Source organism: Halomonas sp. C10-5 (assembly GCF_057169305.1).
Genome location: NZ_CP175665.1, coordinates 1,483,751 through 1,509,234 on the forward strand (window position 1 = coordinate 1,483,751; position 25,484 = coordinate 1,509,234).

At 69.1% G+C, this 25,484-nt stretch carries 23 protein-coding genes; 10 read left to right on the plus strand and 13 right to left on the minus strand.

The features are described 5' to 3' along the window. Positions 1-325 precede the first annotated feature (325 nt). Positions 326-622, plus strand: a complete 297-nt coding sequence (locus ACJ7IV_RS06915) for a hypothetical protein (protein WP_483866352.1) — start codon at positions 326-328, stop codon at positions 620-622. Here ACJ7IV_RS06915 and ACJ7IV_RS06920 read toward each other — a convergent pair. Next, on the minus strand, positions 619-879 hold the full coding sequence (locus ACJ7IV_RS06920) for a YkgJ family cysteine cluster protein (protein ID WP_483866353.1): 261 nt from the start codon (positions 877-879) through the stop codon (positions 619-621). The two genes, ACJ7IV_RS06915 and ACJ7IV_RS06920, sit on opposite strands and share 4 nt — an antisense overlap. 152 nt (positions 880-1,031) lie before the next feature. Here ACJ7IV_RS06920 and trhP point away from each other — a divergent pair, with 152 nt between their 5' ends. Both trhP and ACJ7IV_RS06930 read left to right on the plus strand, forming a co-directional pair. After that, positions 1,032-2,456 (plus strand): prephenate-dependent tRNA uridine(34) hydroxylase TrhP, encoded by a 1,425-nt coding sequence (trhP, locus tag ACJ7IV_RS06925; RefSeq protein ID WP_483866354.1) that lies wholly within the window; start codon positions 1,032-1,034, stop codon positions 2,454-2,456. 115 nt (positions 2,457-2,571) lie between these two features. Continuing rightward, complete coding sequence (locus ACJ7IV_RS06930) at positions 2,572-3,183, plus strand: anti-virulence regulator CigR family protein (protein WP_483866355.1); 612 nt, start codon at positions 2,572-2,574, stop codon at positions 3,181-3,183. A gap of 94 nt (positions 3,184-3,277) precedes the next feature. Here the strand turns inward: ACJ7IV_RS06930 and ACJ7IV_RS06935 are convergent, their stop codons facing one another. The 3 genes from ACJ7IV_RS06935 to ACJ7IV_RS06945 all read right to left on the minus strand — a co-directional run bounded on the left by ACJ7IV_RS06935 (position 3,278) and on the right by ACJ7IV_RS06945 (position 5,715). Beyond that, positions 3,278-3,514 carry a DUF2789 domain-containing protein gene (locus tag ACJ7IV_RS06935; RefSeq protein ID WP_161429873.1) on the minus strand — a complete coding sequence of 79 codons (237 nt, stop codon included), beginning with the start codon at positions 3,512-3,514 and terminating at the stop codon, positions 3,278-3,280. 118 nt (positions 3,515-3,632) lie between these two features. Beyond that, positions 3,633-4,691, minus strand: a complete 1,059-nt coding sequence (locus tag ACJ7IV_RS06940) for an asparaginase (RefSeq protein ID WP_483866356.1) — start codon at positions 4,689-4,691, stop codon at positions 3,633-3,635. Positions 4,692-4,773: 82 nt separating this feature from the next. Then, positions 4,774-5,715, minus strand: coding sequence for an efflux RND transporter periplasmic adaptor subunit (locus ACJ7IV_RS06945; RefSeq protein ID WP_483866357.1), 942 nt, complete (start codon positions 5,713-5,715; stop codon positions 4,774-4,776). A gap of 28 nt (positions 5,716-5,743) precedes the next feature. Between ACJ7IV_RS06945 and ACJ7IV_RS06950 the strand changes: the two genes are divergently transcribed. Further along, entirely contained in the window at positions 5,744-7,093 is a 1,350-nt protein-coding gene (locus ACJ7IV_RS06950; protein ID WP_483866358.1) for an RNA-guided endonuclease InsQ/TnpB family protein, read from the plus strand. 179 nt (positions 7,094-7,272) lie between these two features. Here ACJ7IV_RS06950 and ACJ7IV_RS06955 read toward each other — a convergent pair whose 3' ends face one another. The 9 genes from ACJ7IV_RS06955 to ACJ7IV_RS06995 all read right to left on the minus strand — a co-directional run bounded on the left by ACJ7IV_RS06955 (position 7,273) and on the right by ACJ7IV_RS06995 (position 16,120). Continuing rightward, positions 7,273-8,322, minus strand: a complete 1,050-nt coding sequence (locus tag ACJ7IV_RS06955) for an ABC transporter permease (RefSeq protein WP_483866359.1) — start codon at positions 8,320-8,322, stop codon at positions 7,273-7,275. Positions 8,323-8,326: 4 nt separating this feature from the next. Further along, complete coding sequence (locus tag ACJ7IV_RS06960; RefSeq protein WP_483866360.1) at positions 8,327-8,455, minus strand: hypothetical protein; 129 nt, start codon at positions 8,453-8,455, stop codon at positions 8,327-8,329. Then, positions 8,428-9,060 carry an ABC transporter ATP-binding protein gene (locus tag ACJ7IV_RS06965; protein WP_483866361.1) on the minus strand — a complete coding sequence of 211 codons (633 nt, stop codon included), beginning with the start codon at positions 9,058-9,060 and terminating at the stop codon, positions 8,428-8,430. The genes ACJ7IV_RS06960 and ACJ7IV_RS06965 overlap by 28 nt, the downstream gene beginning before the upstream one ends. Before the next feature lie 83 nt (positions 9,061-9,143). Then, positions 9,144-10,352, minus strand: coding sequence for an MFS transporter (locus ACJ7IV_RS06970; RefSeq protein WP_483866362.1), 1,209 nt, complete (start codon positions 10,350-10,352; stop codon positions 9,144-9,146). Continuing rightward, positions 10,342-10,899 (minus strand): hypothetical protein, encoded by a 558-nt coding sequence (locus ACJ7IV_RS06975; RefSeq protein WP_483866363.1) that lies wholly within the window; start codon positions 10,897-10,899, stop codon positions 10,342-10,344. The genes ACJ7IV_RS06970 and ACJ7IV_RS06975 overlap by 11 nt, the downstream gene beginning before the upstream one ends. Positions 10,900-10,968: 69 nt before the next feature. Beyond that, positions 10,969-12,303, minus strand: coding sequence for a DEAD/DEAH box helicase (locus ACJ7IV_RS06980; RefSeq protein ID WP_483866364.1), 1,335 nt, complete (start codon positions 12,301-12,303; stop codon positions 10,969-10,971). Between the two features lie 152 nt (positions 12,304-12,455). After that, positions 12,456-13,061 carry a PqiC family protein gene (locus ACJ7IV_RS06985; protein WP_483866365.1) on the minus strand — a complete coding sequence of 202 codons (606 nt, stop codon included), beginning with the start codon at positions 13,059-13,061 and terminating at the stop codon, positions 12,456-12,458. Between the two features lie 18 nt (positions 13,062-13,079). Further along, complete coding sequence (pqiB, locus tag ACJ7IV_RS06990; RefSeq protein WP_483866366.1) at positions 13,080-14,759, minus strand: intermembrane transport protein PqiB; 1,680 nt, start codon at positions 14,757-14,759, stop codon at positions 13,080-13,082. Further along, positions 14,756-16,120, minus strand: coding sequence for a PqiA/YebS family transporter subunit (locus ACJ7IV_RS06995; protein WP_483866555.1), 1,365 nt, complete (start codon positions 16,118-16,120; stop codon positions 14,756-14,758). The genes pqiB and ACJ7IV_RS06995 overlap by 4 nt, the downstream gene beginning before the upstream one ends. Positions 16,121-16,303: 183 nt before the next feature. On the opposite strand from ACJ7IV_RS06995, the gene ACJ7IV_RS07000 reads away from it, so the two are divergent. The 6 genes from ACJ7IV_RS07000 (at position 16,304) to ACJ7IV_RS07025 (ending at position 25,406) form a co-directional block, all read left to right on the plus strand. Then, positions 16,304-17,287: a calcium/sodium antiporter gene (locus ACJ7IV_RS07000; RefSeq protein WP_483866367.1), complete on the plus strand. Its 984-nt coding sequence runs from the start codon at positions 16,304-16,306 to the stop codon at positions 17,285-17,287. Positions 17,288-17,573: 286 nt separating this feature from the next. Further along, complete coding sequence (locus ACJ7IV_RS07005; RefSeq protein WP_483866368.1) at positions 17,574-18,986, plus strand: cytochrome ubiquinol oxidase subunit I; 1,413 nt, start codon at positions 17,574-17,576, stop codon at positions 18,984-18,986. Position 18,987: 1 nt separating this feature from the next. Further along, positions 18,988-19,989 carry a cytochrome d ubiquinol oxidase subunit II gene (cydB, locus tag ACJ7IV_RS07010; protein WP_483866369.1) on the plus strand — a complete coding sequence of 334 codons (1,002 nt, stop codon included), beginning with the start codon at positions 18,988-18,990 and terminating at the stop codon, positions 19,987-19,989. 4 nt (positions 19,990-19,993) lie between these two features. Next, on the plus strand, positions 19,994-21,667 hold the full coding sequence (cydD, locus tag ACJ7IV_RS07015; protein WP_483866370.1) for a thiol reductant ABC exporter subunit CydD: 1,674 nt from the start codon (positions 19,994-19,996) through the stop codon (positions 21,665-21,667). Beyond that, positions 21,664-23,391, plus strand: coding sequence for a thiol reductant ABC exporter subunit CydC (cydC, locus tag ACJ7IV_RS07020; protein ID WP_483866371.1), 1,728 nt, complete (start codon positions 21,664-21,666; stop codon positions 23,389-23,391). Before cydD ends, cydC begins: the two co-directional genes overlap by 4 nt. A gap of 38 nt (positions 23,392-23,429) precedes the next feature. Continuing rightward, positions 23,430-25,406, plus strand: coding sequence for a DUF4139 domain-containing protein (locus ACJ7IV_RS07025; RefSeq protein ID WP_483866372.1), 1,977 nt, complete (start codon positions 23,430-23,432; stop codon positions 25,404-25,406). Positions 25,407-25,484: the final 78 nt, after the last annotated feature.

The following is a 25,484-nucleotide window of genomic DNA, read 5'->3' on the forward strand; positions in this document are numbered from 1 at the left end:
CTGATTCCTTTATGCGTGCTAAACAACAGCAAAGGCAAGTTTGGAATACACCTTTGCGCGCTGATGCATAGTTTCACTGCTCCCGGTCACAGTCTGGATCAAGGGCGTAATTCCCGGCTAATCCTGGGAGGGGGAACAGGGCTATCGCAGCTAGCCATAGGGTGATAGCGAAAGGCGCCGGGAAAGCCTTTCCATCTGCGGTAGCCCTGGCAGGAGGAAGGGCGCCCCTTAGCCGCGCGCGTGAATAGGGGTATAATCCTCGCTTCTCCATCCGGGCGGCGGTGCCGCGAGCACATCCCGTTCGCCCGCTTTACGACGATCAGGCATGAAACAGCAGACTCCACGCAAAGCCATGGGTGAGCGCGATAAACTGCGCCAGTTCCGGGAACTCGACGACGCCTTCGCCGAGGCACTACGCGAGCTGGACTCTTCTCCAGCGGCCGAGCCGCCCGCCGAACTCGAAAGCAGGCAGCCAGCAGCGGCGGAGCAGGAGGTCGCACTGGCCGAGCCTGGTGAGGATTTCGAGCAGCGTCTCGAGGCGCTGATGGCGGATTACGAGCTCTCTGCCGAGCGCGTCAGGGAGCTGTTGCAGACCCTGCAGCGCTTCGACCGGATCGCCTAGTCGGTCGCCAGCTCCAGGGCGGCGATGCGCTCGAGCGCCTGGTCGCGGTGGCTGCCACACAGCTCGCCGTCGAACTCGAAGCGAGCGCAGACCGCCGGACGGCGCGGATCGCCGAACAGCCGGCAGAGGTTGGCGTCGTCGAGCTGCACGCAGCGCACGCCCGCCGGCTTGCCGTTCGGCATGCCGGGAATCGGCGAGGAGATCGAGGGGGCAATGCAGCAGGCACCACAGCCCGGGCGACAATCGTCGTTGCTCATCAGATGCACCAGCCCTGCGCAGGTGGGTCGTGAAGGCGCCATCCTACATCAGCTCCCGACTCGCTGCAGGGTGGCCCGCGTCGCTGCTATAATCCGCCCCCCTTCATTCCCTGCGCCCCCGGGCGCCATCGTCCTGACAACGGTGATCCCACATGCAAGCTCCCGAACTGCTCTCCCCGGCGGGGACGTTCAAGAACATGCGCTACGCTTTCGCCTATGGCGCCGATGCCGTCTATGCCGGCCAGCCTCGCTACTCGCTGCGCGTGCGCAACAACGACTTCAAGATCGACAACCTGCACAAGGGCATCGCCTATGCCCATGAGCGGGGCAAGCAGTTCTATGTAGCCTCGAACATCGCGCCGCACAACAGCAAGCTGAAGACCTATCTGCGTGACATGGAGCCGGTGATCGAGGCCGGCCCGGATGCGCTGATCATGTCCGACCCGGGCCTGATCATGATGATCCGCGAGCGCTGGCCCGAGCAGGTGATCCACCTCTCGGTGCAGTCCAACGTGGTCAACTGGGCGGCGGCCCGTTTCTGGCAACAGCAGGGCATCAGCCGCATCATCCTCTCGCGTGAGCTGTCACTTGAAGAGATTGCCGAGATCCGTGCCGAGTGTCCCGACCTCGAGATCGAGACCTTTGTCCACGGCGCGCTGTGCATCGCCTACTCCGGGCGCTGCCTGCTGTCGGGCTACTTCAACCATCGCGATCCCAACCAGGGCACCTGCACCAACGCCTGTCGCTGGCAGTACAACACCGTGGCCGCGTCCCACGACGAGACCGGTGACCTGGTCCCGGCCAACTCGGCCGCGGCGCACGCCGCCAGCGGCCTGTGGACCCCGGGAGAGGGAGGCGCTAAGGGTGGATTGATCGCCTCCGGCGGCGGCAGCACTCGCCACAGCACCGCCACCGCCGGCGGCGTGGAGGGCCAGGACGAGCTTTCGGCGCTGATCGAGGATGCCACCCGCCCCGGCGAGCTGATGCCGATCTTCGAGGACGAACACGGCACCTACATCATGAACTCCAAGGACCTGCGCGCCGTGCAGCACGTGCCGAGGCTCACCGAGATGGGTGTCACCTCGCTGAAGATCGAGGGGCGCACCAAGTCCCACTACTATGTGGCGCGCACCGCCCAGGTCTATCGCCGTGCCATCGACGACGCCGTGGCCGGCCGTCCCTTCGACATGCGCCTGATGGACGAGCTCGACAACCTGGCCAACCGCGGCTATACGGAGGGCTTCTATCGCCGTCATGTCCACGACGAGTACCAGAACTACGAGCGCGGCAACTCCGTGGGAGTGCACCAGCAGTTCGTCGGTGAGGTGATCGGCTACGACCCCGACCGCGGCGTGCTCGAGATCGACGTCAAGAACCGCTTCGAGGTAGGCGACGGCATGGAGCTGATGCTGCCCGGCGGCAATCGCCGCTTCACCCTCGAGCATATCGAGAACCGGCGCGGCGAATCCGTGGGTGCCGCCCCCGGTTCCGGACATGTGGTACGCATCCCGGTGCCCGGCGAGGCGATCGCCCCCGAGCGCATCGAGTTCGCGCTGCTGATGCGGGACCTCGGCTGACCCCGGTGCGGGTCTTCTGTCCGGTGCTGTCGCTGGGTGGCGACAGCAGAATCCATGCCGGCTGCATGATTGGGGACTAGGCTATCGTCATCCACACATGGAACCGGAGGTTCTCATGAGCAAGCGAATCGATCTGCGCACGGCCCTGGCCGCATCCGGCCTGGCACTGCTGCTGGCAGCCGGCCCGGCGCTGGCCCAGCCCGCCGACAACCCTGGCCGTGGCCAGGGCCAGGGCCAGGAACAGCGCAAGGGCCCCCCCGGCCAGCAGAAGCAGAAACAGCAGCAGGAGACCCGGGAAACTCGCGAGCGTCGCGAGGAGTCCTACCGCGAGCGTCGTAACGATGACTATCGTGACCGCGAGCGCCGCGATTACGATGAGCGCCGAGACTATCGCGACCGCGATGACCGCCGTGACTACGGCGAACGCCGCGACTATCGCGACCGGGACAGGCCGATCATCGACGAGCGTGACCTGCGTCGCCTCTTCGGCGAACGCCGCGACTGGGTCCGCGAGGATGAGCGCGCGGGTCTGCCGCCCGGCATTCGCATGAACCTGGAGCGCGGCAAGCCACTGCCTCCGGGGATCGCCAAGCGCTTCGATGAGCGTGCCTTGCGCGACCTGCCGCGCTATGACGGCTACGAGTGGCGCCGCGTCGGCCCCGATGCGATCCTCGTCGATGCCGCCAACGAGGTCATCTATCGGGTGATCCGCGACGTGCTCTACTAGGCCCGCAAGGCCCGGCCGTCAGCCGAGACAACAGCGAGCCCGCCCCTCGAAAAGGGGCGGGCTCGTTGCTTTGATGCCGGGACCTGAAAGGGCGTCAGCCCTTGCGCAGCGAGGTGTTGAGATGGTCGACCACCTCGGCCCAGTCGGCATCCTCCTCGATCGCCTCGCGCAGGAACTCAGCCTGGCCCTCGTTCCAGCAGGGGGCGTCGGGCAGGGCGATATCCTCGGGGATCGGGGCATGACGATCGATGAAGCGCTTGATCGCCTCGGGCTCGGAGGCGAGCCCAAGCTGCTCGAAGAGTTCGGTGAAGGGATGGTCGGGGTGTTCCATGACGGTGCTCCTTGCGTTGGCCAGGGGCGGTACCTGAGTGGCGACCGCGGGGAATGCCCTTCCCACCATAGCCGCTCTGCGCGCCTGTTGCCTGACCGGCGTCAACGTTTGGCTTTCCTTAAATTCGCTCGCCCACCAGGGGAGAGAGGAAGCGCCGCCGCCGCTCGGCATCGGCAAGCGGCTGGGCGAGCAGATGGACCAGCTTGGTCAAGGCCGCCTCGGGCGTCATGGCATCCCCCGAGATCACCCCGGCCGCCTTGAGACCCTGGCCGGCGGCGTAGTCGCCGGGGCTGATGGCGCCATGCGGGCACTGGCTGATGGCGACCAGCAGCTTGCCCTCGCCGCTGGCCCTGGCCAGGACCCCCAGCAGGGCCGGGTCCTCGGGGATATTGCCGCCACCCCATACCTCGAGCAGGGCCCCCTTGAGGTGGGAGTCGTCCAGCCACGCCGCCAGCTGGCGGGCGGTAATGCCGGGCCATAGGGCGATCCGGGCTACCCCGCCATCGCACAGGGGGGCGTAGTCGGGCAGCTCAAAGCGTGGCGCGCCGCGCTGCTGCCGCTGTAGGCCGCGTCCCGGATAGAGCACGGCATCGCTGCCGACCCGCTCGCCGAGCAGCGGATAGTTGGGGCTGGTGAAGGCCGCCGCGTCGCGGGTATGCCACTTTCGGGCTCGCACGCCGCGCAGCAGCCTGCCGTCGAAGGCGATGGCGACCTCCTGGAGCGCCGGGTTGGCGGCGAAGCGCAGCGCCAGGGCCACGTTCTCCGCGGCATCACTGCCGGGCGCTTCCAGGGGCTGCATGGCGCCGGTAAGCACCACCGGGCGGTCGATGCCCTGCAGCTGATAGGCGAGGCTGGCCGCGCTCCAGGCCAGGGTGTCGGTGCCGTGGAGCACCACGATGCCGGCGTGGTCGCGGTAGCGCGCGGCGATCACCCCGGCCAGCCGCGACCAGTCGCGGGGGGTGGCGGCGCTGGAATCGATGGGCGCGTCGAAGGCGAGCAGCCGGTAGGGTGGCAAACCGGCACCAGGCCCTGGTGGCAGCTGCTCCAGGGCGTGCGCGAGCCGCTCGGCGATATCGCCGCCCGGCGCCAGCCCCTCGGGCGTCTCGCGCATGCCCAGGGTGCCGCCGGTGTAGATCACCAGCAGGGGACGAGAAGGGTCGGATACGGGGGCGGTCATGGGCGGCTCCGGGGCGATGGCAGCGCCCAATGATACCCGGTGACCGTGGCGTCACAACCCCACGCTGCCAGCCCATTGGCTGTCATGGTGCCACTGCGACCCGGATGCCATCCTCGACCCGCTCACCGGGGTGCACGATCACGCGGTCCCCGGCCTCCACGCCTGCCAGTACCTGGGTGACCAGCCCGCTGCGCCGTCCCGGCGTCACCGCGACGCGCCGGGCACGCTCCTCCTCGACGCGGAACACCGACCACTGACCATCGGCGCGGAACAGGGCGCTGGTAGGCAACTGCAGCACCTCATCGGCCTGCCAGATAAGGAATTCGGCATCGACCCGGAAGCCGCTGCCCAGGCCCAGCTCGGCGGGAGCACTCTGCGCGGAGAAATCCACGATTACCGGCACTCGCTGCTCGTCGACGCCCAGCGCCGAGACCCGGGTGAAGCCGGCGGGCTCGATGCGCCGCACCCGACCCGCGAGGGGAGCCTCGCCGCCCCAGCCGGTGAGGCGCACCGGCATGTCGGGACGTATCCTGACCGCGTCCATGGAGAGCAGGTCCACCTGCACCTCCAGGGTATCCAGGCTGCCGAGCTCGAGTATCGGTTCACCGGCGGCCACGCTCCCCTCGCAGCAGCGGTAGCGGTTCAACACCGTGCCCTCGATGGGTGAGCGCACCTCGAGCTCGGGATGCTCGATGTCGCCGCGCTGGCCGCTGTCCATCGCCAGGACGGCCCGGGCGCTCTCTACCTCGAAGCGAGCCGCCTCAATGCTGGAGGCGGCGGAGCGCTCCACGGCACGCTGGCGGTCGAGCTGGCTGCGCCGCTGATCCAGGTCGGTGCCGGAGACCAGGTTGCACTGGTGCAGCGTCTGGTAGCGCTCGAACTCGGCCTCGGTGAAGCGTCGCTCGGCGCGGGCCACGCTCACTGCCACCGGTGCCGGGCGCAGCGCCCAAGCCAGCAGGAGCAGCAGGCCGAGGGCGGCCAGGCCCCAGGCCAGGCGGCGAATCCAGCGGTGTGACGGTCTCATCGCGTTTTTCCTCGATTAAGCTGACGCCTTGAGCGAGCTGACCAAAAAGCGCGACATGCCCCGTACTTCTAGTGCGGGGAAGGATGGGGCCGCCGAGGTAGCGCGGGCGCCGCAGGCGCCCTATAATACTGGATGTATCGACAGCACAAGGTGCTTCATGCAACGTCTCCAAGCCTTCAAATTCGAACTGATGCCCAACGGCGAGCAGGTGCGCAAGATGCGCCAGTTTGCCGGCATGGCACGGTACGTGTTCAACCGAGGGCTGGCGTTGCAGAAAGAGCGGTATGCAGCCGGTGAGAAGAAGTTGGGGTATGCGGCCTTGTGCAAGCAGCTTACCGGCTGGCGCAACAGCGACGACACGCCATGGCTCAAGGATGGGCCGATCCACCCGCTCCAGCAGTCGCTGAAAGATCTCGATCGCGCCTATGCTAACTTCTTCGCCAAGCGGGCCGACTTCCCGCGGTTCAAGAAGAAGGGCCAGCGTGACAGCTTCCGCTATCCCGATCCCAAGCAGATCCGGCTCGACCAGGGCAACCGGCGGCTCTACCTGCCCAAGCTCGGCTGGTTGCGCTTCCGCAAGAGCCGCGAGGTGCTGGGAGCGGTCAAGAACGTCACCGTCAGCCAGTCGGCGGGGCGATGGTTCGTCTCGATCCAGACCGAGCGCGAGGTCGCGGTGCCGGCGCCGACCGGCGGTGCCGTGGGCATCGACCTGGGCGTGACGCGGTTCGCTACGCTCTCCGATGGCAGCTACCTGGCACCACTCAATAGCTTCAAGAAACACCAGACGGCACTGCGCAAGGCGCAGCAAGCCATGAGCCGCAAGGCCAAGTTCAGCAACAACTGGAAGAAGGCCAAGGCCCGAGTCCAGAAACTCCAGGCTCGCATCGCCAATGCCCGGCGTGATTTCCTGCACAAGGCTTCCGCCATGATCAGCCAAACCCACGCGCTCGTGGTGCTGGAAGACCTGCAGGTAGGCAACATGTCGCGCTCGGCCAGAGGCAGTGTCGAGCAGCCAGGCCGCCAAATTCGCCAGAAGTCCGGCCTCAACCGTTCGATCCTCGACCAGGGGTGGTTCGAGTTCCGGCGCCAGCTCGACTACAAGCTGGCCTGGCGAGGGGCGCATCTTGTCGTTGTGCCACCGCACAACACCAGCCGCACCTGCCCCGAGTGCGGTCATGTTGCCGCCGAGAACCGGCGCAGTCAGGCCCGGTTTGCCTGTGTCGAATGTGGCTTCGAGTCCAATGCCGATCATGTCGGCGCCATCAATGTATTAAGGGCGGGGCACGCCCGGTTAGCCTGTGAAGTGAGTGGTGCAGTAAGGCCGCCAGCAGCAGGAACCCGCCGAAGCGACTCAGGGGCAGCCGTTGGCTGCGCCTGAGCGCCGTAGGAACCCTCTTCCTTTCCGCCAGGCGGCAGCGGCAGCTGCCTAAGCAGCTGAGGGAGGGGAGGACGTCAACATGTCCAGCCGGTTCAGGCGACGTCCCACCATGATACCCACCAGCAGCGATGCCACCAGCACGCCACCGGCGGCGATGCCGAATGCCTGGGGGGTGAGTATCAGCGGGATGCGGGCATGTCGTTGCTGAAGGCCTGGTTGAGCAGTCGGCTGAAGAGGATCCCGAGGGCCCAGCCCGGCGGAATGGCGACCAGTGTCACCAGGGTGATCTCGCCGAGTAGGATGCGGGCCACCTCCACTCGGGTGTAGCCCAGCACCCGCAGGGTGGCCAGCTCCCGTGCCCGTTCGGCAAGGGCGATGCGGGCATCGTTGTAGACCACGCCCAAGGCGATGGAGGAGGCGATGGCCACGAAGATCAGCGCGAACAGCAGCAGCGTCTCGTCCAGGTAGTCGCGGATACCGCGCTCGGCCTCATCCAGCAGGCCGATGGCCGCCACCCCGGGCATCTCCCAGAGGGCCGCGTTGAGTGCCTCGCGGTGGGTACCGGCCTGCAGGGTCAGGCTGAGGCGGTTGAAGGCGCCCTGCATGCCGTGGGCGTTGGCCAGGGCGCGGCGGTTCATCCACAGCACGGCGTAGCGTCGATAGTCGGGCATCAGGTCGCTGGGGGCGACCTGGTAGAGGAACTCCGGGCTCAGGGCGATGCCCGTGAGCCTGAGGGGAACACGGCGCCCGTTGATGATCGCCTCCAGGCGGTCGCCCGGCACCAGGCCGTGGGCCTCGGCGAAGGCGTCCGAGACCACCGCCTGGTCGTCGCGGCCCGCCTCGGGCAGGCTGCCGGCGACCAGGTGGAGGCGGTTGAGCAGTGGCTGGCGACCGTCGGGGATCGACAGTGCCAGGCCGCGGATGGGGTCCCGGAAGCCGGCCAGCGAAAGACGCATGGCGGCCTGCACCCGGGGCTCGATCAGGTTGACCCCCTCGATCTCTTGGAGGCGCTCGACCAGGCCGAGCGGCGCGCGCTTCACATCGGCAAACACCTCGGCGAAGTGGTGACTGGCGTAGAAGCGGTCCCGGGCACCGGAGAGCGCGTCCAGGGTGGTCACGGCGAGGATCAGGGTCATCACGCCGCCGGCGATCACCACGGCGATCGCCAGTGCCTGGCCCTTGAGGCGCCACAGGTCGCGCAGCAGCTTGCGGTCCAGGGTGCGGGTCATGGGCTCACCAGCGCAGCTCGCAGGCGGGGCGCCGCCGGGGATTGCTCTGGATCTCGTCGACCCTGCCGTCGCGCAGGCGGATCACCCGGTCGGCCATCTCGCCGATCACCTCGTTGTGGGTGATGATCGCCACCGCGGCACCGGTCTCGCGGTTGATCGTCTCGAGCACCTCTCGAGGACGCGTATGCCGGTGCGGAAGTCCAGGGCGCCGGTGGGCTCGTCACACAGCAGCAGCTCGGGCTGCTTGGCCACGGCCCGGGCGATGGCCACTCGCTGCTGTTCGCCACCGGAGAGCTGGGAGGGAAAGTGATCGAGTCGCTCGCCTAGCCCCACCAGGGCCAGGGCGGTCTCGGGGGGCATGGGGTCACGGGCGATCTCGGTGACGATGGCCACGTTCTCGCGGGCGGTGAGGCTCGAGATGAGGTTGTAGAACTGGAACACGAAGCCGACATGGTGGCGACGATAGCGGGTGAGCTCACGCTGGTTGGCGCGGCCGAGATCCTGGGCGTGGCCGTGACGATCGATATGGCGCATCTCGCCTTCGCTGGCGCTGTCGAGGCCGCCCAGGATATTGAGCAGGGTGGACTTGCCGGAACCCGAGGCGCCCAGCAATACCAGCAGTTCGCCGTGATAGAGGGCCATGTCCACGCCGCGCAGGGCCTGGATGGTGACCTCGCCCATGCGATAGCGCCGCGTCAGCCCGCGGGCCTCCAGGGCGATCTCCTTGCCGTCATCCACTGCGGGCCCTCCTGGCGATGCACTGCCCACAGTCTAGCGGTGGGGCGGCATTCCGGCATTGACCCGGTGCAGGCGGCGTGCAATCAGCGGGTCACCACCTGCCCGCCGTCGTCGATCTCCAGGCGGCGATTGCGGCCAGCGAACAGCGCGAAGCCGGCGGAGAGCGCGCAGATGGCCAGCAGTACGCTGGTGATGGCGGCGAGGCCCAGGTCGAACTGGAGCATCACGCCAACCCCCAGCGGACCCATGGCGGCCAGGCTGTAGCCACCGCCCTGGGCCAGCCCGGAGAGCTTGCCGGCCAGGCGCGAGTTGCCGGTACGCAGCACGATCAGCGTCAGCGCCAGGCTGAAACTGCCCCCCTGGCCCAGGCCGAGGAGGATCACGCCGAGCCAGCGCAGCGAGGGGGCGGCCTGGAGCAGCAGCCAGAATCCCGTGGCGCTGAACGTCAGCACGCAGAGCAGGGCGGGTCGCTGGTCCCGACCCAGGCGCGCCAGCCAGGGCGCGGCGAGGGCGGCGGGCAGCTGCACCATCACCGAGGCGCCCATCATCCAGCCCGCCTCGGCCTCGCCGTAGCCGCGGGCCACCAGCAGGGTGGGCAGCCAGCCGAAGACGATATAGGCCAGCGACGACTGCAGCCCCATCAGCAGCATGACCTGCCAGGCCAGGGGCTGGCCCAGCACCGAGCGCATCGAGCCGCCGCCCCCGGGCAGCGCCGTCTCGTCGCGGCGGGGAGCCAGTGCCAGCCAGGCCAGCAGGGCGATCAGTGCCAGCACCGACCAGCTGGCCAGCCCCAGATGCCAGGCACCCAGCCAGTCGGCCAGGGGAATGCTCAGCCCCGCCCCCAGGGCGCCCCCCAGGCACAGCGCCATGGTGTAGACACCGGTCATCAGGTCGGCCCCGGCGGGGAGCTCGCGCTTGACCAGGGCCGGCAGCAGGGTACCGGCCACGCCGATGGCAGCGCCGACCATCAGGGTGCCGATGAACAGGGGGGCGATCAGCGGCACGCCGCGCAGCAGCAGGCCGGCGGCCAGCAGCATCAGGCCGGCGGCCAGGGCCCGCTCGGGCCCGAGACGTTTGGCCAGCCAGGGGGCCAGAGGGGCGAACAGCCCCAGGCAGAGCACGGGAAGAGTGGTAAGGGCGCCGATGGCCAGCGGCGAGAGCCCGGTATCCTGCTGGATGCGGGTCAGTACCGGGGCCAGGGAGGAGAGGGCGGGGCGCAGGTTGAGTCCCACCAGCACCATCAGGGCAATGAACAGGGCCAGGCTTGCCTTAGGCGTACGCTCAGCCATCATCGTGGCGGCGCTCCCATCCGGGCTTGGGTCGAGGGGCACGCTGCGTCCCCTCATCACGGGAGACGATCAGCGGGTGATCCTCGGTGCGGTTCTCGGGGCGAAAGACCACCTCGCCCGGCCGCCGGGGCGCCTCCTGCTCCGCCTGGCGGCGGATGCCGGAGACATCCTCGGCGCTGACCAGGGCGCCGGTACCGCCCAGCGGGTCCGGCCTGGCCACCAGGCGGCCTAGGAAGGTCCAACAGCGCTGGGGAACCTGGGCGAGCTGCCAGTCACGCTCCCGCCAGCGGGCCTGGCCATCGGGGAGCAGCTGCAGCTCGTCGATCGGCACCAGGACCTGGAAGAGCTGCGCATTGAGCACGGCTCCGCCCGCCAGCATGGTGACGGGGCCCTGGTACCCGGTTCCGGATTCGGCCAGCGCCGCCAGCACCGCCTTGCGGCTGGGTTTGGCGGGCAGGGTGGCGCGCCCGCACAGGTGAAGCAGGTCGCTGTCGACCTGCTTGATGACCCAGACCTCGATGGGTTGCTTGCCGAAGAGTCGTTTCAGCATGGTGGCGTGACGCTTGGTGGAGGAAACGAGCTACATTCGCATATTGCGATGCTGTCTGCCAGTCTGGCGTCAGGCCTGCTGGCGACCACCGCCGCTACCACCGCCACCACCGCGCCGACGACGCCGAGTGGCGGTGGGCTGTTCGGCGCTGCGGCGCTGCCCCTGCCCTCGATTCTGGCCGGCGTCGCCGCGCTTCTGGCCATTGCCGCCGCGTCCACCGCCACCGCCGCGACGATTGCGGCCGTTCTCGATGGGTTCGGGCTTGGCATTGGGGTCGGGCTCGAAGCCGGGCTCGATGCGCTTCTCCAGGTCGCGCTTGATCAGCCGCTCGATGCCCTTGAGCAGCCCGTGCTCGTCGACGCAGACCAGCGAGACCGCCTGGCCTTCGCTGCCGGCGCGGCCGGTGCGGCCGATGCGGTGCACATAGTCCTCGGCGACGTTGGGCAGCTCGAAGTTGACCACGTGGGGCAGCTCCTCGATATCCAGGCCGCGGGCGGCGATATCGGTGGCCACCAGTACCTGCAGGTCGCCGGTCTTGAAGGCGGCCAGCGCCTTGGTACGTGCCGACTGGCTCTTGTTGCCATGGATCGCCATGGCCGGAATCTCCTGCTTGGAGAGCTGTTCGGCCAGGCGGTTGGCGCCGTGCTTGGTGCGGGTGAAGACCAGCACCTGGTGCCAGTCGTGCTGCTGGATCAGGTGAGCCAGCAGCTCGCGCTTCTTCTCGCGGTCGACGCGATAGATCGCCTGGTCGACGAGCTCGGCGGTGGTGTTGCGGCGGGCGACCTCGATCATCTCGGGATCGTCGAGCAGCTTGTTCGCCAGCGCCTGGATCTCGTTGGAGAAAGTCGCCGAGAACAGCAGGTTCTGGCGCTTCTCGGGCAGTACCCGCAGGATCTTCTTGATGTCGTGGATGAAGCCCATGTCGAGCATGCGATCGGCTTCGTCGAGCACCAGGATCTCGACCTTCGACAGGTCAACGTGCTTCTGCTGCTGCAGGTCGAGCAGGCGACCCGGCGTGGCAACCAGCACATCCAGGCCCGGACGGATGGCGTCCACCTGGGGCTGCTGGCCGACACCGCCGAAGATCACGTGGCTCTTCAGCGTCAGGTGGCGGCCGTAGTCGGCCACGCTCTCGCCTACCTGGGCGGCCAGTTCGCGGGTCGGCGTCAGCACCAGGGCGCGCACCTGGCGCTTGCCGGGGCGCGGGCCGTCGGCCAGGCGCTGCAGCATCGGCAGGGTGAAGCCGGCGGTCTTGCCGGTGCCGGTCTGGGCACTCGCCAGCAGGTCGCCGCCCTTGAGCACGGCGGGGATGGCCTTGAGCTGGATCGGGGTCGGGGTGGTATAGCCTTGTGCCTCGACGGCACTCAGCAGTTCGGCACGCAGGCCGAGGTCGGAAAAGGTCATGCGGTCTCCGCAGAACGCCTCGGCCGTGCCACGCAGTCGCGCGTGACCAGTCCCGGGCCGGGGCGTATAAAATTCGGGGGTCAGGGCGCGGCAGGAGGGACTCGCTGATGTGCCGCGAGCGCCATTATGCCAGATCGGTGGCCGCTACGCAGCTACTCTTGCGGGCGCTCCTGCTCAATGACCTCGGCGAGCCGCTCGGCCACCTCGTCCCAGCCACGGCCCAGGGCGCGCACCAGCGCCGGATAGCCGTCGGCCGCCAGGACGGTCTCCACGTCCAGGCTGTGCATGGCGAGCAGGCTGCCGTCGGGAGCATACAGCCGAAAGCGCCCGCCGATCACTGCCAGGCCGTCGTGGCGACCCTGGAAGCGGTCGACCTCCAGTGCCAGGCGCAGCGCCTGGGCCTCACGACTCCCGGGCTCCTCGAGCATGACCCGGGTGTCGGGCAGGCGGTTCGCCAGGCGGTCGCGCAGGGCGCGCTGCAGCTGGCGGCCCAGGGCCTCGGCCCACTGGTGCCCTCGGGCCTCCACCAGGGTAATGTCGTCGACCTGCATGACGATACCATCCACATCCAGGTAATGGGCGAGCCGCGGCGACGCCAGCAGCAGCTGGTGGCGCGCCTCGGCGCCAGCCGCGTCCTGAACCGGAGCGGCGGGCAGGGTGTAGCGCTCGGGTGCCGGCGTGCTGCTGGCGCAGCCCCCCAGGGCGCCACCCAGCAGCACCGCCATCAGGGTTACGCCGATCCATCGTCTTGCTTTCATCGCCTGGTCTCCTTGTGCTCAGTCGTTGCGCGGTGCGCGGGGCAGTGGGTCCTCGGCATCGAGGCTGTCGAAGAGCAGGGCGCGTGGATTGTCGGAGAGCGTCCGGGCCACCGGTTGCAGGTCGCGCATCAGCCGCTCCAGGCGCTCCACGGCGCCGACCAGCTCCTGGTAGGCCGCGGATTCGGGCGAGAGGCCCTCCAGGGTGCCGCGCAGCTCGGTCAGGGTAGCGTTGAGGTTGGCCGGCATCTGTCGCGTGCCGGGATCCTCGACCACTTCGCGCAACGAGGTGGAGAGGCTTCGTACCTCCTCGAGCATTGCCTGGGAGGCGGCCAGGTTGCGATCCAGGCCCTCGAGCAGCGGCTCCACCTCCAGATCGTTGAGCTTGGCCAGCAGGTCGGTGACCTGGGATTCGATCAGCGCGAAGCCGCCGGAGGTGGTGGGGAAGACACGCTGTTCGGCGAAGCTCAGCGGCGCGTAGTCGTCCTCCAGGTCGCGGTGGAAGTTGAGGTCCACGAACAGCGCCCCGGTCAGCAGGTTGCCGCTCTTGAGCGTGGCACGCAGGCCCAGCTCGAAGAAGCGGTCATAGCGCTCCCGCCACTCCTCAATGTCGACCTCCTGGTTCTCGATGCCCAGGCGCTGGGGTTCGATGCGGATCAGCACCGGGATGGCGAAGCCCCCGCGACCGGTGGGCTGCTCGGCGGTGAAGTTCCAGGGCACGGCGGCCACGGTGCCCACGCGGACCCCGCGGAACTCCACCGGAGCGCCCTTGGAGAGGCCGCGCACCGAATCGTCGACCAGCAGCACGAACTCAAGGTAGCGGTTGAAGGTACCCTGGCGCGCGGTGTCCTCGTCCGGGTAGAGGTTGAAGGTGGTGTCGGCCTCCACCGTGCCACCCAGTGGGAGGTCCTCTGGCACGCCGAAGGTGACGCCACCACCGAGCAGCGCCTCGAAGGATTCGACGTTGACACGGAAGCCCTCGGAATCCAGGCGCAGGTCGATGCCGCTGGCCGACCAAAAGCGGGTGCTCTCGGTGACCAGGCTGTCGTAGGGGGCCTCGATGAACACGCGATGCTGCATGCGACGGGTAGTGGCATCGAAGGTGGCCTCCTCGACGCGGCCCACGGTGTAGCCCTGGTAGGTGACCGGGTCGCCGACACGCAACGAGTTGCCCAACTGGCTGATCAGGTTGATGCGCAGGCCCGCGGCGCCGGCCGGTGCCACCGGGGGCTGGTCGCTGACCTCGAACTCGCGGGACTCGATCTCGCTCTCGCCTGGCTGAAGCTGGATATAGGCGCCGGAGAGCACGGTGCCCAGCCCGCTGATGCCCTCGCGACCGACGCGCGGCTTGACCACCCAGAACTGGCTGTCCTCGACCAGCATCGCCTCGTTGCCGGGGCCCATGCGCGCGGTGATCACCGCCGTGGAGAGGTCCTCGGAGAGGTGCACCTGTTCGACCCGGCCCACCTCGACGTTGCGGGTCTTGATCAGGGTGCTGCCGGCCTCGATGCCCTCGGCGTTGCCGATGGTCAGGGTGATCTGCGGGCCGCGGCTGCGGTAGTTGTCCCACACCAGCCAGGCACCGATCAGCAGCGCCACGATGGGCACGATCCAGATCGGCGAGAAACGCGCCTGGGGTGTGGCCCTGGCACGGTCGAGAGTTTCGGAGGCGTCGTCGTGACGCGGTGCGTCTTCACTCATCCAGAGTTTCCTTCCGGGTGTCGTCCAGTGGGGCGGGGCGCGTGAGGCGCTCGCTCGCTGCGCGGCAGCGGGCTGTCCCATAGCAGGCGCGGGTCGAAGGTCATGGCGGCCACCATGGTGATCACCACCACGGCACCGAAGGCCAGGGCGGCGGATCCCGGTTCGATGGACATCAGCGAGCCGGCGCGGATCAGCGCCACCAGGATGGCGACCACGAAGACATCGATCATCGACCAGCGACCGATGAACTCGGTGACCCGGTAGAGCCGGGTGCGGGTGGCCGCATTGAGCTCGCTGCTGCGGCGGACCACCAGGCACAGCCAGGCCAGGGCCACCAGCTTGCCCACCGGCACGATCACGCTGGCGATGAAGATGATCACGGCCACCGGCCAGGAGCCCATCTGGATCAGTTCCACCACCCCACCGACGATGGTGGAGGGGGAGCTCTGACCCAGGCTGGTGGTGGTCATGATGGGATAGACATTGGCCGGGATATACATGATCGAGGCGCCGGCCAGCAGTGCCCAAGTCCGTTGCACGCTGTGCAGATGGCGGGCATGCAGCGCCTCGCCGCAGCGTTCACAGCGGCCATGGCCGTCGGCATCCAGGCGGCCGATCAGGCCGCAGGTGTGACAGCCGGAGAGTCGCTGGGGTGCGGCGGTCTCGCCGGTGCGGGTGCCCTCCGGGGCGCGGGGTTCACCGGCCAGGGAGAACCACATCCAGTCGGCATCCAGCGACTGGGTGGTCATCAGCAGCAGCAGGGCAAAGGCGCAGAATGACCAGAACGACACACCGAGGTCGATGTCGGCCATCCCGGCAATCTTGATCAGGCTGACCAGCGCGCCAATTATGAAGACATCGGCCATCATCCAGGGGTTGAGGTGCGCAAGCGACCGGGCGATGGTGCGGCTGGCCGGCAGCGGATCGTCGCGCAGCAAGCCAAACTGCAGCCAGATCACCCCGGCCAGGTAGACCGCCGGCAGTACCACGATGGTCATGATCACGGCGCCGCCCACCACCGGCTGATGGAAGCCGATCAGGGTGGTGGCGGTCTGGGTCAGCTCGATGCGATTGCCGATACCGCCCACGCTGAAGCTGAGGAAGGGGAAGGCGAGCGCCAGCCCCAGCGCCATGAGGGCCGCCAGGGCCAGGGCCATGCTGCGCTGGGCGGGGCGGAAGTGGCGCTTGACCAGGGTATGCCCGCAGCGCGGGCAGTCGGCCTTCTCGCCGGGGCGTAGCGGCGGCAGTGCCACCACCCAGTCGCACTCCTCGCAGGCACGCAGGCGGCGGCGTGCGCGACTCTCCGGTGGTGTGCGCTCGACCCGCGGCGCCTCGCCCTGCAGCAGCTGCGGGGAGGTCAGGCGGTGGGGGATGCGCAGGGGGGGCTTGGCCAAGGGGCGTCGTCTCTCCAGGGGCTCGGCTTCACTCGATACCCGGCGCGGGCGTACACTGCGCCGGGCCGCGGGCTGGTTGAAAGTGTGACACGTCCCCGCAGGCACTACCATATTCCAACATGCAAGCCTGAATGTAACGGGAACGAGACAATGATCCTACCCGCAGTGGCGGTAGTGGCAGGCCTTGTCCTGCTGGTGTGGAGCGCCGAGCGCTTCGTCGATGGTGCGGCGGCGACCTCCGCTCGGCTGGGGCTCTCCCCTTTGCTGATCGGCATGCTGGTGATCGGCTTCGGCACCTCCGCGCCGGAGCTGGTGGTTTCGGCGCTGGCGGCGGGGCAGGGCAATCCCGGCCTGGCGCTGGGCAACGCCTACGGCTCCAATATCGCCAACATCGGCCTGATCCTCGGCCTGGTGGCGCTGATTGCCCCGTTGGCCGTGCACTCCGCGGTGGTGCGCCGTGAACTGCCAGTGCTGGGGGCGGTGACGCTGCTCTCGGCACTGCTGATGTGGGGAGGCATGATCGGTCGCCTGGAGGGGTGGCTTTTACTGGTGCTGCTGGCCGCCTTCATGGGCATCAGCATCTGGCGGGCCCGCGGCGAGGGCGCGGACCCGCTGGCCGCCGAGACCGAGGAGAGCCTGCAGGTCCACCCCATGAGCCTGAAGGTCGGCCTGATCTGGACCGGCGTCGGCCTGGTGCTGCTGGTGATCAGCTCGCGCGTCCTGGTGTGGGGGGCCGTGGCCATCGCCCAGGGCTTCGGGGTCAGCGACCTGATCATCGGCCTGACCGTGGTGGCGGTGGGCACCTCGCTGCCCGAGCTCGCCTCGTCGATCAGCGCGCTGCGTCGCCGTGAGCACGACCTGGTGCTGGGCAACGTGGTGGGCTCCAACCTCTTCAATACCCTGGGCGTGGTGGGCCTCGCGGCGGTGATCGCTCCCATCGAGGTGGGCAGTGAGGTGCTGCTGCGTGACTGGAGCCTGATGACCGTCATGACGGTCCTGCTGGGGGTGTTCGCCATGGGCTGGCGGGGGCGCGAGGGACGCATCAACCGCTATGAAGGGGCGGTGCTGCTCTCGATGTTCATCGCCTACACCGGCTGGATGGTCAACCTGGTGATCAGCGGAGCTGCCGGCTGAGGCAGGCTGCGACAACGAGACACCCCGGAAAGCGTTGCCAGCGCTGTCCGCTCAGTGGCGAATAGGCGTATGCTGATCATGGGAAAGGAATAAGCTTAGCTGTCCGGGTTATTTAAGGAGTGCTCCTTATTTTTCTCGGGCCTGCTAGGCTTTGCCTGTCCCCTTGGTGTCCAGGAGGAATGCGTCACGGTACCGGCGGCTGTCGGTTCCCGAGGCACAATGCGCCAGCGGCGCATCCGCATCCCTTGCGACCTTCTCGAGTTACCTGCGTAACGAGGCAAGCGTCATGGAACTGGATCCTCTCCTGCTGTCGCGATTGCAATTCGCCTTCGTGGTCTCCTTCCACGCCATCTTCCCGGTGTTCACCATCGGCCTGGCGTCCTATATCGCCGTGCTCAACGGCCTCTTCTACAAGACCGAAAATCCCGCCTGGGACCGCCTTGCGCTGTTCTGGACGCGGGTCTTCGCCGTGGTGTTCGGCATGGGGGTGGTGTCGGGCATCGTGATGTCCTTCCAGTTCGGCACCAACTGGAGCAACTTCTCCTATGCCACCGCCAACTTCATGGGGCCGATGCTCAGCTACGAGGTGGTCACGGCCTTCTTCCTGGAGGCGGCCTTCCTCGGGGTGCTGCTGTTCGGCCGCGGCAAGGTGCCCCAGGGGGTGCACCTGTTCGCCTCGATCATGGTGGCGCTGGGCACCTTCATCTCCTCGTTCTGGATCCTCTCCGCCAACAGCTGGATGCAGACCCCGGCCGGTGCCGAACTGATCGATGGTCGCTTCCATATCACCGACTGGGCGGCGGCGATCTTCAACCCCTCCTTCCCATGGCGCTTCTCGCACAAGGTGATGGCTTCGTTCGTCACCGGCGGCTTCGTGGTGGCGGGTGTCAGCGCCTGGTACCTGCTGATCGGCCGTGACGTCGAGGCCAACCGCCGGGCGCTCTCCATGTGCCTGTGGCTGCTGCTGGTGCTGACCCCCGCCCAGGCGGTGATCGGCGACTTCCACGGCCTCAATACTTTGGAGCACCAGCCCACCAAGGTGGCCGCCATGGAGGGCAACTGGGAGACCCAGTCCAACGTGCCGCTGCTGCTGGCCGCCTGGCCCGACCAGGCGGCCCAGGAGAATCTCTTCGAGATCGGCATCCCCAGCCTGGCCAGCCTGATCCTGACCCACCATGCCGACGGCGTGGTGCCAGGTATCAGCGAGGTGCCGCCGGAGGAGCAGCCGCCGGTGTGGCTGGTGTTCTGGTCCTTCCGGGTCATGGTGGGGCTGGGCTTCCTGATGATCGGTGTCGCCCTGGCCGGTCTGTGGCTGCGCCGCGGAGGCCGCGTCTATCGGCATCGCGGTTTCCTGCAGACGCTGCGCGTGATGAGCGTGACGCCCTTCGTCGCGGTGCTGGCCGGTTGGTTCGTCACCGAGACCGGACGCGCACCCTGGCTGGTCTACGGTGTCATGACCCATGCCGAGGGCGTGACTCCGTCGCTGACCGGCGGCATGGCGCTGTTCACCCTGCTCGGCTACATGGCGGTGTATGCCGTGGTGTTCGCCTGCGGCCTCTATTACCTGACCCGCGTGGTACGCCAGGGCATGTTGCCCGAATCGGGGGATGATTCCGGCGAGGCCCATCACGCCAAGCGTCCCTTCTCGGCAGCCAACGCCCGCTTCGATGACGATGCGGCACCGACCTGGAGGCAGTGACATGGAATCCTTCGACCTCTCCGTGATCTGGGCTCTGATCATCGGCTTCGGCGTGATCATGTATGTGCTCATGGATGGCTTCGACCTCGGCCTCGGCATCCTCTACCCCTTCGCGCCGAACGAGGAGGCCCGGGACGTGATGATGAACTCCGTGGCCCCGGTGTGGGACGGCAACGAGACCTGGCTGGTGCTGGGCGGGGCCGGCCTGCTGGGCGCCTTCCCGCTGGTCTACTCGGTCTACCTGCCGGCGCTCTATATCGGGGTCTTCCTGATGCTGGCCGGGCTGATCTTCCGCGGCATCGCCTTCGAGTTCCGCTTCAAGTCGCGGCGCAACCGGGTGTGGTGGAACCGCGCCTTCTGCTGGGGCTCCGCGGTGGCCTCTTTCGCCCAGGGAGCCGTGGTGGGCGCCTATATCGAGGGCTTCCCGGTGGAGGACTTCGTGTTCGTCGGCGGTGCCCTGGACTGGCTGTCCCCCTTCGCGGTGCTCACCGGCATCAGCCTGATGACGGGCTATGCGCTGCTCGGTGCCACCTGGCTGATCCTCAAGTCGGAAGGCGAGGTGCAGCGCTGGGCCTATCGCATCACCCCGACCCTGCTGCTGGCGGTGCTCTCCGCCTTCGCCATGATCAGCTTCTGGACGCCGCTGGTTGACCCGGCGGTATTTCAGCGCTGGTTCAACCATATCCACCTCATCTGGGTGCTGCCGACCCTGGCACTGGCCTGTGCCGCCTGGCTGCTGATGGCGGTCTACCGCCGTCAGGAGGGCCAGCCGTTCATCGCCACCCTGGGCCTGTTCATCTTCACCTACCTGGGCCTGGTGGCCAGCAAGTGGCCGGTGATCGTGCCCCCCAACTACACGATCTGGGATGCCGCCTCGGCGCCCGAGTCGCAGCTCTTCCTGCTGATCGGCGTGCTCTTCGTGATCCCCATCGTCCTGGCCTACACCGCCTGGACCTACTGGGTGTTCCGCGGCAAGGTCCGTCCCGGCGACGGCTACCACTAGGCCGGTGGCCAGTCGCCGCAGTGCCACCGGGCAGGCGTCCCGGTGGCTGGCCGCGCATGCCGCCGCGGAGCGTGTTCGCCTCGGCCTGGCCGTCGCCGCCGGGGTGGCGGGCACCCTGGCGACCCTGGGGCAGCTTGGGCTGGTCGCCCGCTTCGTCAGCGAGCTGCTGGTCGCCGAGGTGCTGGGTGCCGACCTGGCTCCCCTGGCGCTGGGCATGCTGGGGCTGCTGGGGGTCCGCAGCCTGGCGCTGTTCGCCCAGGAGCGCCTGGGAGTCGCCGCCAGCCTGGCCCTGCGTCATCGGGTACGTGGCGAACTGCTCGATCACCTGGCGCGCCTGGGGCCGGCGGGGCTTGCCGCGCGCCACTCGGCGTCCCTGGCCAGTCAGCTGGTCGAGCAGGTGGAGGCCCTCGACGGCTATGTGGCGCGCTATCGCCCCCAGCGACTCCTCGCGGTCATCCAGCCGCTGCTGGTGCTCGCCGTCGTGGCCTGGCTCGACTGGCTGGCGGCGCTGTTCCTGGTGCTCTCGGCACCGCTGATCCCGCTGTTCATGGCCCTGGTGGGCATGGGGGCGGAGCGCCTCAATCGCGAGCAGTTCGAGGCGGTATCGCGGCTCTCCGGTCACTTCATCGACCGGGTCCGGGCGGTCAGTACCCTGCAGCTCTTTGGTCGCACCCGGGAGGCGACCGACGAGGTCCATGCCGCCGCCGATGACTATCGCCGGCGCAGCCTGCGCACCTTGCGCGTGGCCTTCCTCTCTTCGGCGGTGCTGGAGTTCTTCGCCTCGGTGGCCATCGCCGTGGTGGCGATCTACGTCGGGTTCGGCCTGCTCGGCTATATCGGCTACGGCCCCTCGCCCGATCTGACCCTCTACAGCGGCCTGCTGGTGCTGCTGCTCGCTCCGGAATTCTTCCAGCCGCTGCGCGTGCTCTCCCAGCACTATCACGACCGTGCCGCGGCCCTGGGCGCGGCCGATGGCCTGGTGGCGCTGCTCGACGCGGATGTCGAGGCGCTGCGTGGTGTGTCCGAGGAGGCCCTGCCGGCGCCGGCGGGCGAGCTGGTGCGCCTCGAGGGCGCCTGCGTCGACTACCCCGGGCGCGGCCGCGTGCTGGGGCCTCTGGACCTGACGCTGGTGCCCGGCGAGGTGGTGGCGGTCACCGCTCCCTCGGGCGGGGGGAAGTCCACGCTGCTGCAGCTGCTTGCCGGCTTTTTGGGGCCGGGCGAGGGGCGGAGGCTCACGGCCCCGGGCCTGACTTTCGCCTGGATGGACCAGCGCCCGCTGCTGATCCAGGGCAGCCTGGCCGACAACCTGCGCCTGGCCGCCCCCGATGCCGATGACGCAAGCCTTGTCGAGGCGCTTGGGCGTGCCGGCCTGGGCGAGCTGCTGGCGCGGCTGCCCCGGGGGCTCGCTACGCCGCTGGGCGAGCGTGGGGCCGGGCTCTCCGGCGGGCAGGCCCAGCGCCTGGCACTGGCCAGGATCTTCCTGTCCGACGCCCCGCTGGTGCTGCTCGACGAGCCCACGGCGAGCCTCGACGCCGAGACCGAGGCGCGGGTCATCACCGCGCTGGGCGAGCTCGCCGAGCAGGGGCGCTGCCTGGTTATCGCCACCCACCATCCGGCGCTGATGGCGCTGGCCGACCGGCACCTGGTACTGGATGCAGACGCAGGAGCATCGTCATGAGCCGACCCGGCGAGGGTTTCCGAGGCCTGCTGGCCGAGCTCGCGCCCTGGCTGGCCATGCTGGCCCGCCACCGCGGGCGGCTGGCCGGCGGAGCAGGTTTGATGGCGCTGACCCTGCTCTCCGCCATCGGCCTGCTGGCGCTGTCCGGCTGGTTCATCACCGCCACCGGTCTCACCGGGATACTGCTGGCCGCAGGCGTGGCGGCGCGCCTGGATGTCTACCTGCCGGGGGGCGGCATCCGCACCTTTGCGGTGACCCGCACCGTGGCCCGCTACCTGGAGCGGCTCTACAACCATGACACGGTGCTGCGCCTGCTCGCCGACCTGCGTGGGCGACTGTTCGGCGTGGTCGCCGGCCTTGACGCCCACGTCCTGGCACAGCGTCGTGCCAGCGACTGGCTCAACCGGCTGACCGCCGATATCGACGCCCTGGACAGCCTCTTCCTGCGCCTGCTGGCACCCGCCGCGGTGGCGCTGCTGGCGATCTTCGGCCTGGCAGGCTTCCTCGCCCTGTGGGGGCCGACGGCGGGACTCGCGGCGGGCGGGCTGCTGCTGGTCGGCTGGGCCTGGCTGGTGGTCGGCCAGGCGCGCCTGGGCATGGCCGCCAGCCGGCGCCAGGTCGAGGACCGCGAGGCACTGAGAGGGCGCCTCGTGGAGCAGCTGCAGGGGTTGGCGGAGCTGGAGGCCTACGGGGCCCTGGACGCTCAGCGTCGCCGCCTCGAGACCCTGGAGGCCGGGCTCTACCGGGACCAGCGTCGGCTCGGCACCCTGGTGGCGCTGGGCAATGCCCTGTCGGCCCTGCTGGTCGGGGCGGCGGCGCTCGCGGCGCTGTGGCTCGCCGCCACGGCCTGGCAGGCCGGGGCACTCTCGGGCCCCCTGGCGGTGATGATGCCCCTGGCGGTGCTGGCCATGAGCGAGGCGCTGGCCGGCCTGTCCGCCGCCTTCACCTGGCTGGGGGCCACCCGTGGCGCGGCAGCAAGGCTCAACGGCCTGCGCCAGGCCGCGGGTAGGACCGAAGCGACGGCGGGTGAGGCGCCACCTCCCGGGCCCCTCTCGGCAGAACTTGAGGCTGTATCGCTGCGCTACCCCGGCGCGCTGCTGCCCGCCCTGGAGCCGGTGTCTCTGCGCCTGGCCCCGGGCGAGAGGCTGGCGCTGTGCGGTGCCTCGGGGGCGGGCAAGTCGAGCGTGGCGTCGCTGCTGCTGCGCCAGCTCGAGCCCTCCGACGGCGAGATCCGGCTGGGCGGGGTGGCACTCTCGGCCTGGCCCGAGGCCGAGCTGCGTCGCCGCGTGGCGGCGCTGACCCAGCGCATCGACCTGATCGATGACAGCCTGTCCGCCAACCTGCGCCTGGCCAGGCCAGATGCGGGAGAGGGCGAGCTGTGGGCGGCGCTGGCCTGGGTCGAGCTGGCGGCCTGGGCGGAGGCCCTTCCCGAAGGGCTCGCGACACGGGTGGGCGAGGGTGGCAGGCGCCTCTCCGGCGGTCAGGCGCGGCGCCTCGCCCTGGCAAGATTGCACCTGCTGGATCCCGACCTGGTGCTGCTCGACGAACCCTTCGCCGGGCTGGACGCCGGCACCGTGGCACGCCTCAAGCCGCGCCTGGATGCCTGGCTGGCCGGGCGAAGCGTGATCTTCCTGGTGCACCAGCTGGATGACGGGGTCTTCGACCCGCCGGGGATCGATCGGCGCCTGACGCTGGTCGAAGGCCGGCTGGCAGGCTATACCTGAACCAGTTTTTTCGAATCGGCCTACCCAAGGAGACGACCATGAGTGTCAGGGACGCAGCCCCCCGGCGGGATCGCCGCCACTCCACGCTTCGTATCGCCACCGCCCTGGTCACCGTGTGGCCACTGGGCTCGGTCCTGGCCGAGGAGCTGCCGGTGGAGGCGGTGACCCTCTCCTCCGGTGGCCTGGCCGAGGTGCAGCGCAGCGCTCACCTGGACGGCGACGGGACCCTCTACCTGGAGGTGCCCCTCGAGCAGGTCAATGATGTACTCAAGAGCCTCGTCGTCCGGGACCCCGGTGGCCGCATCCGGGGCCTCAGCCTCGACGGCCTGGCGACCCTGGAGGAGACCTTCCGTCGGCTACCCTTCGGTCCCGATGACCTGGGTTCGGTGGCCCGCCTGGCCGCGACCCTGCAGGGCGTGGAGGTGCGGGTCAACTCCGGCGGTCAGCGCCTCGAGGGGCTGGTGCTGGGGGTGGCAGAGAGCGAACCCGACGAGGAGGGGCACCGCGTACGCACCCTGTCGCTGCTCGATGCCGAGGGTGGCGTGGCGACGCTGCGCCTGGGGGATGATGCGCGGCTGGAGGTACTGGATAGCGCCCTGCGTGAACGCCTGGGCGAGGCCGCCGAGGTCAGTGGTCGGGCACGCACCGAGGAGATGCGCCGCATCGCCATCGAGCTCGATGGCGAGGGCGAGCGTGAGGTGTCGCTGACCTATGTGGTGGCCGCCCCGGTGTGGAAGAGTGCCTACCGGCTGCTGCTCGAGGCCGACGACGCCGCGCGTCTGCAGGCCTGGTCGGTGGTCGAGAACGCCAGCGGCAGCGACTGGGACGACGTCGCCCTGACCCTCTCCAGCGGCGCCCCGGTGACCCTGACCCAGCGCCTGCTGGAGCGCTACTGGGCGTCCCGGCCGGAGGTGCCGGTGAGTGCCGATGCCACCGCCCCGGTGCGGCCCGACGAGGGCGCCATGGACGCTCTGGGCGGGGCCAAGGCCGAATCCATGATGGCCTATGGTGACGCGGCGGTAAGCCGCAGCATGCCGGCGGCGGCTCCGGCATCGCGTCCCGAGGTGGTCGAGAGCGCGACGGCCGCCACCTGGCGGCTGCCCGACGCGGTCGACCTCGCCGCGGGGCGCACCCTGTCGCTGCCCTATATCGACGCCGAGGTGCCCGCTCGGCGCGTGTCGCTCTACCAGCCCGAGCGCGGTGAGCGCCATCCGGTGGCTGCGGTTCGCCTGGAGAACACCACCGATGCCTGGCTGCCGCCCGGCCTGGTGACCGTCTACGAGGCTCGGGTCGGCCACGTCGGGGACGTCAACCTGCCCGGCATCCCGGCCGGTGAGTCGCGGCTGGCCAGTTTCGCCGCCGACCGCCAGGTGCGGGTGGTGGAGAGCACCCGTCCCGAGGAGCGGCTCGAGCGAATGGTGATCGTCGACGGCGCGCTGCGCGTCACCCACCAGTCCCGGCGCCTGACCCGCTATGCCGTGGATAACGACGCCCGCGAGAGCCGTGAGGTGCTGATCGAGCATCCGCGCCGCGAGGGGTGGGAGTTCGCCTCCGACGCCCTGGTCGAGAGCACGCCGAACCATCGTCGTCTGGCACTGACCCTGGCCGCCGGCGAGAGTGGCGAGGTGGAGGCGCTGGAGACGCTGACCCGCCGCCAGAGCGTGGCCCTGGTGGATGCCGGAGTGGCGCAGCTGGTGGAGTGGCGCGACAGCGCCGAGGGGGATACCGCCGCGCAGCTGGAGGCGGTGCTGGAGCGGCGCCGGGCCCTGGCCGAGGTGGAGCGTGAACTCGAGCGTATCGAGCAGGGGCTGGGCCGGGCCGGAGAGGGCCAGGCTCGCATCCGCGACAACCTGGCGGCGGTGGGCACCGACAACGAGCTCGGCCAGCGCTACCTGGCCGACCTCGAGGACCAGGAGGAGCGCATTGCCGAGCTGGAGGATCAGCGCCAGCGCGCCGAGCAGGAGCGCGAGCGGCGGCGCGAGGCGCTGGCCGAGACCCTGCGCCGGCTGCCATGAGGGCGTTGAAGGCCGGGGCTTTGCGCGGCGGCCCGCTTTCTATCAGGATGTGATGATAGGACCCGAGGAGAGCGAGAC

What these genes read in the sequence shown, in the direction of transcription:
- ACJ7IV_RS06915 (WP_483866352.1), top strand. Translation starts at nt 326, where the DNA reads ATGAAACAGCAGACTCCACGCAAAGCCATGGGTGAGCGCGATAAACTG.
- ACJ7IV_RS06920 (WP_483866353.1), bottom strand. Translation starts at nt 879, where the DNA reads ATGAGCAACGACGATTGTCGCCCGGGCTGTGGTGCCTGCTGCATTGCC.
- trhP (WP_483866354.1), top strand. Translation starts at nt 1,032, where the DNA reads ATGCAAGCTCCCGAACTGCTCTCCCCGGCGGGGACGTTCAAGAACATG.
- ACJ7IV_RS06930 (WP_483866355.1), top strand. Translation starts at nt 2,572, where the DNA reads ATGAGCAAGCGAATCGATCTGCGCACGGCCCTGGCCGCATCCGGCCTG.
- ACJ7IV_RS06935 (WP_161429873.1), bottom strand. Translation starts at nt 3,514, where the DNA reads ATGGAACACCCCGACCATCCCTTCACCGAACTCTTCGAGCAGCTTGGG.
- ACJ7IV_RS06940 (WP_483866356.1), bottom strand. Translation starts at nt 4,691, where the DNA reads ATGACCGCCCCCGTATCCGACCCTTCTCGTCCCCTGCTGGTGATCTAC.
- ACJ7IV_RS06945 (WP_483866357.1), bottom strand. Translation starts at nt 5,715, where the DNA reads ATGAGACCGTCACACCGCTGGATTCGCCGCCTGGCCTGGGGCCTGGCC.
- ACJ7IV_RS06955 (WP_483866359.1), bottom strand. Translation starts at nt 8,322, where the DNA reads ATGACCCGCACCCTGGACCGCAAGCTGCTGCGCGACCTGTGGCGCCTC.
- ACJ7IV_RS06970 (WP_483866362.1), bottom strand. Translation starts at nt 10,352, where the DNA reads ATGATGGCTGAGCGTACGCCTAAGGCAAGCCTGGCCCTGTTCATTGCC.
- ACJ7IV_RS06975 (WP_483866363.1), bottom strand. Translation starts at nt 10,899, where the DNA reads ATGCTGAAACGACTCTTCGGCAAGCAACCCATCGAGGTCTGGGTCATC.
- ACJ7IV_RS06980 (WP_483866364.1), bottom strand. Translation starts at nt 12,303, where the DNA reads ATGACCTTTTCCGACCTCGGCCTGCGTGCCGAACTGCTGAGTGCCGTC.
- ACJ7IV_RS06985 (WP_483866365.1), bottom strand. Translation starts at nt 13,061, where the DNA reads ATGAAAGCAAGACGATGGATCGGCGTAACCCTGATGGCGGTGCTGCTG.
- pqiB (WP_483866366.1), bottom strand. Translation starts at nt 14,759, where the DNA reads ATGAGTGAAGACGCACCGCGTCACGACGACGCCTCCGAAACTCTCGAC.
- ACJ7IV_RS07000 (WP_483866367.1), top strand. Translation starts at nt 16,304, where the DNA reads ATGATCCTACCCGCAGTGGCGGTAGTGGCAGGCCTTGTCCTGCTGGTG.
- ACJ7IV_RS07005 (WP_483866368.1), top strand. Translation starts at nt 17,574, where the DNA reads ATGGAACTGGATCCTCTCCTGCTGTCGCGATTGCAATTCGCCTTCGTG.
- cydB (WP_483866369.1), top strand. Translation starts at nt 18,988, where the DNA reads ATGGAATCCTTCGACCTCTCCGTGATCTGGGCTCTGATCATCGGCTTC.
- cydC (WP_483866371.1), top strand. Translation starts at nt 21,664, where the DNA reads ATGAGCCGACCCGGCGAGGGTTTCCGAGGCCTGCTGGCCGAGCTCGCG.
- ACJ7IV_RS07025 (WP_483866372.1), top strand. Translation starts at nt 23,430, where the DNA reads ATGAGTGTCAGGGACGCAGCCCCCCGGCGGGATCGCCGCCACTCCACG.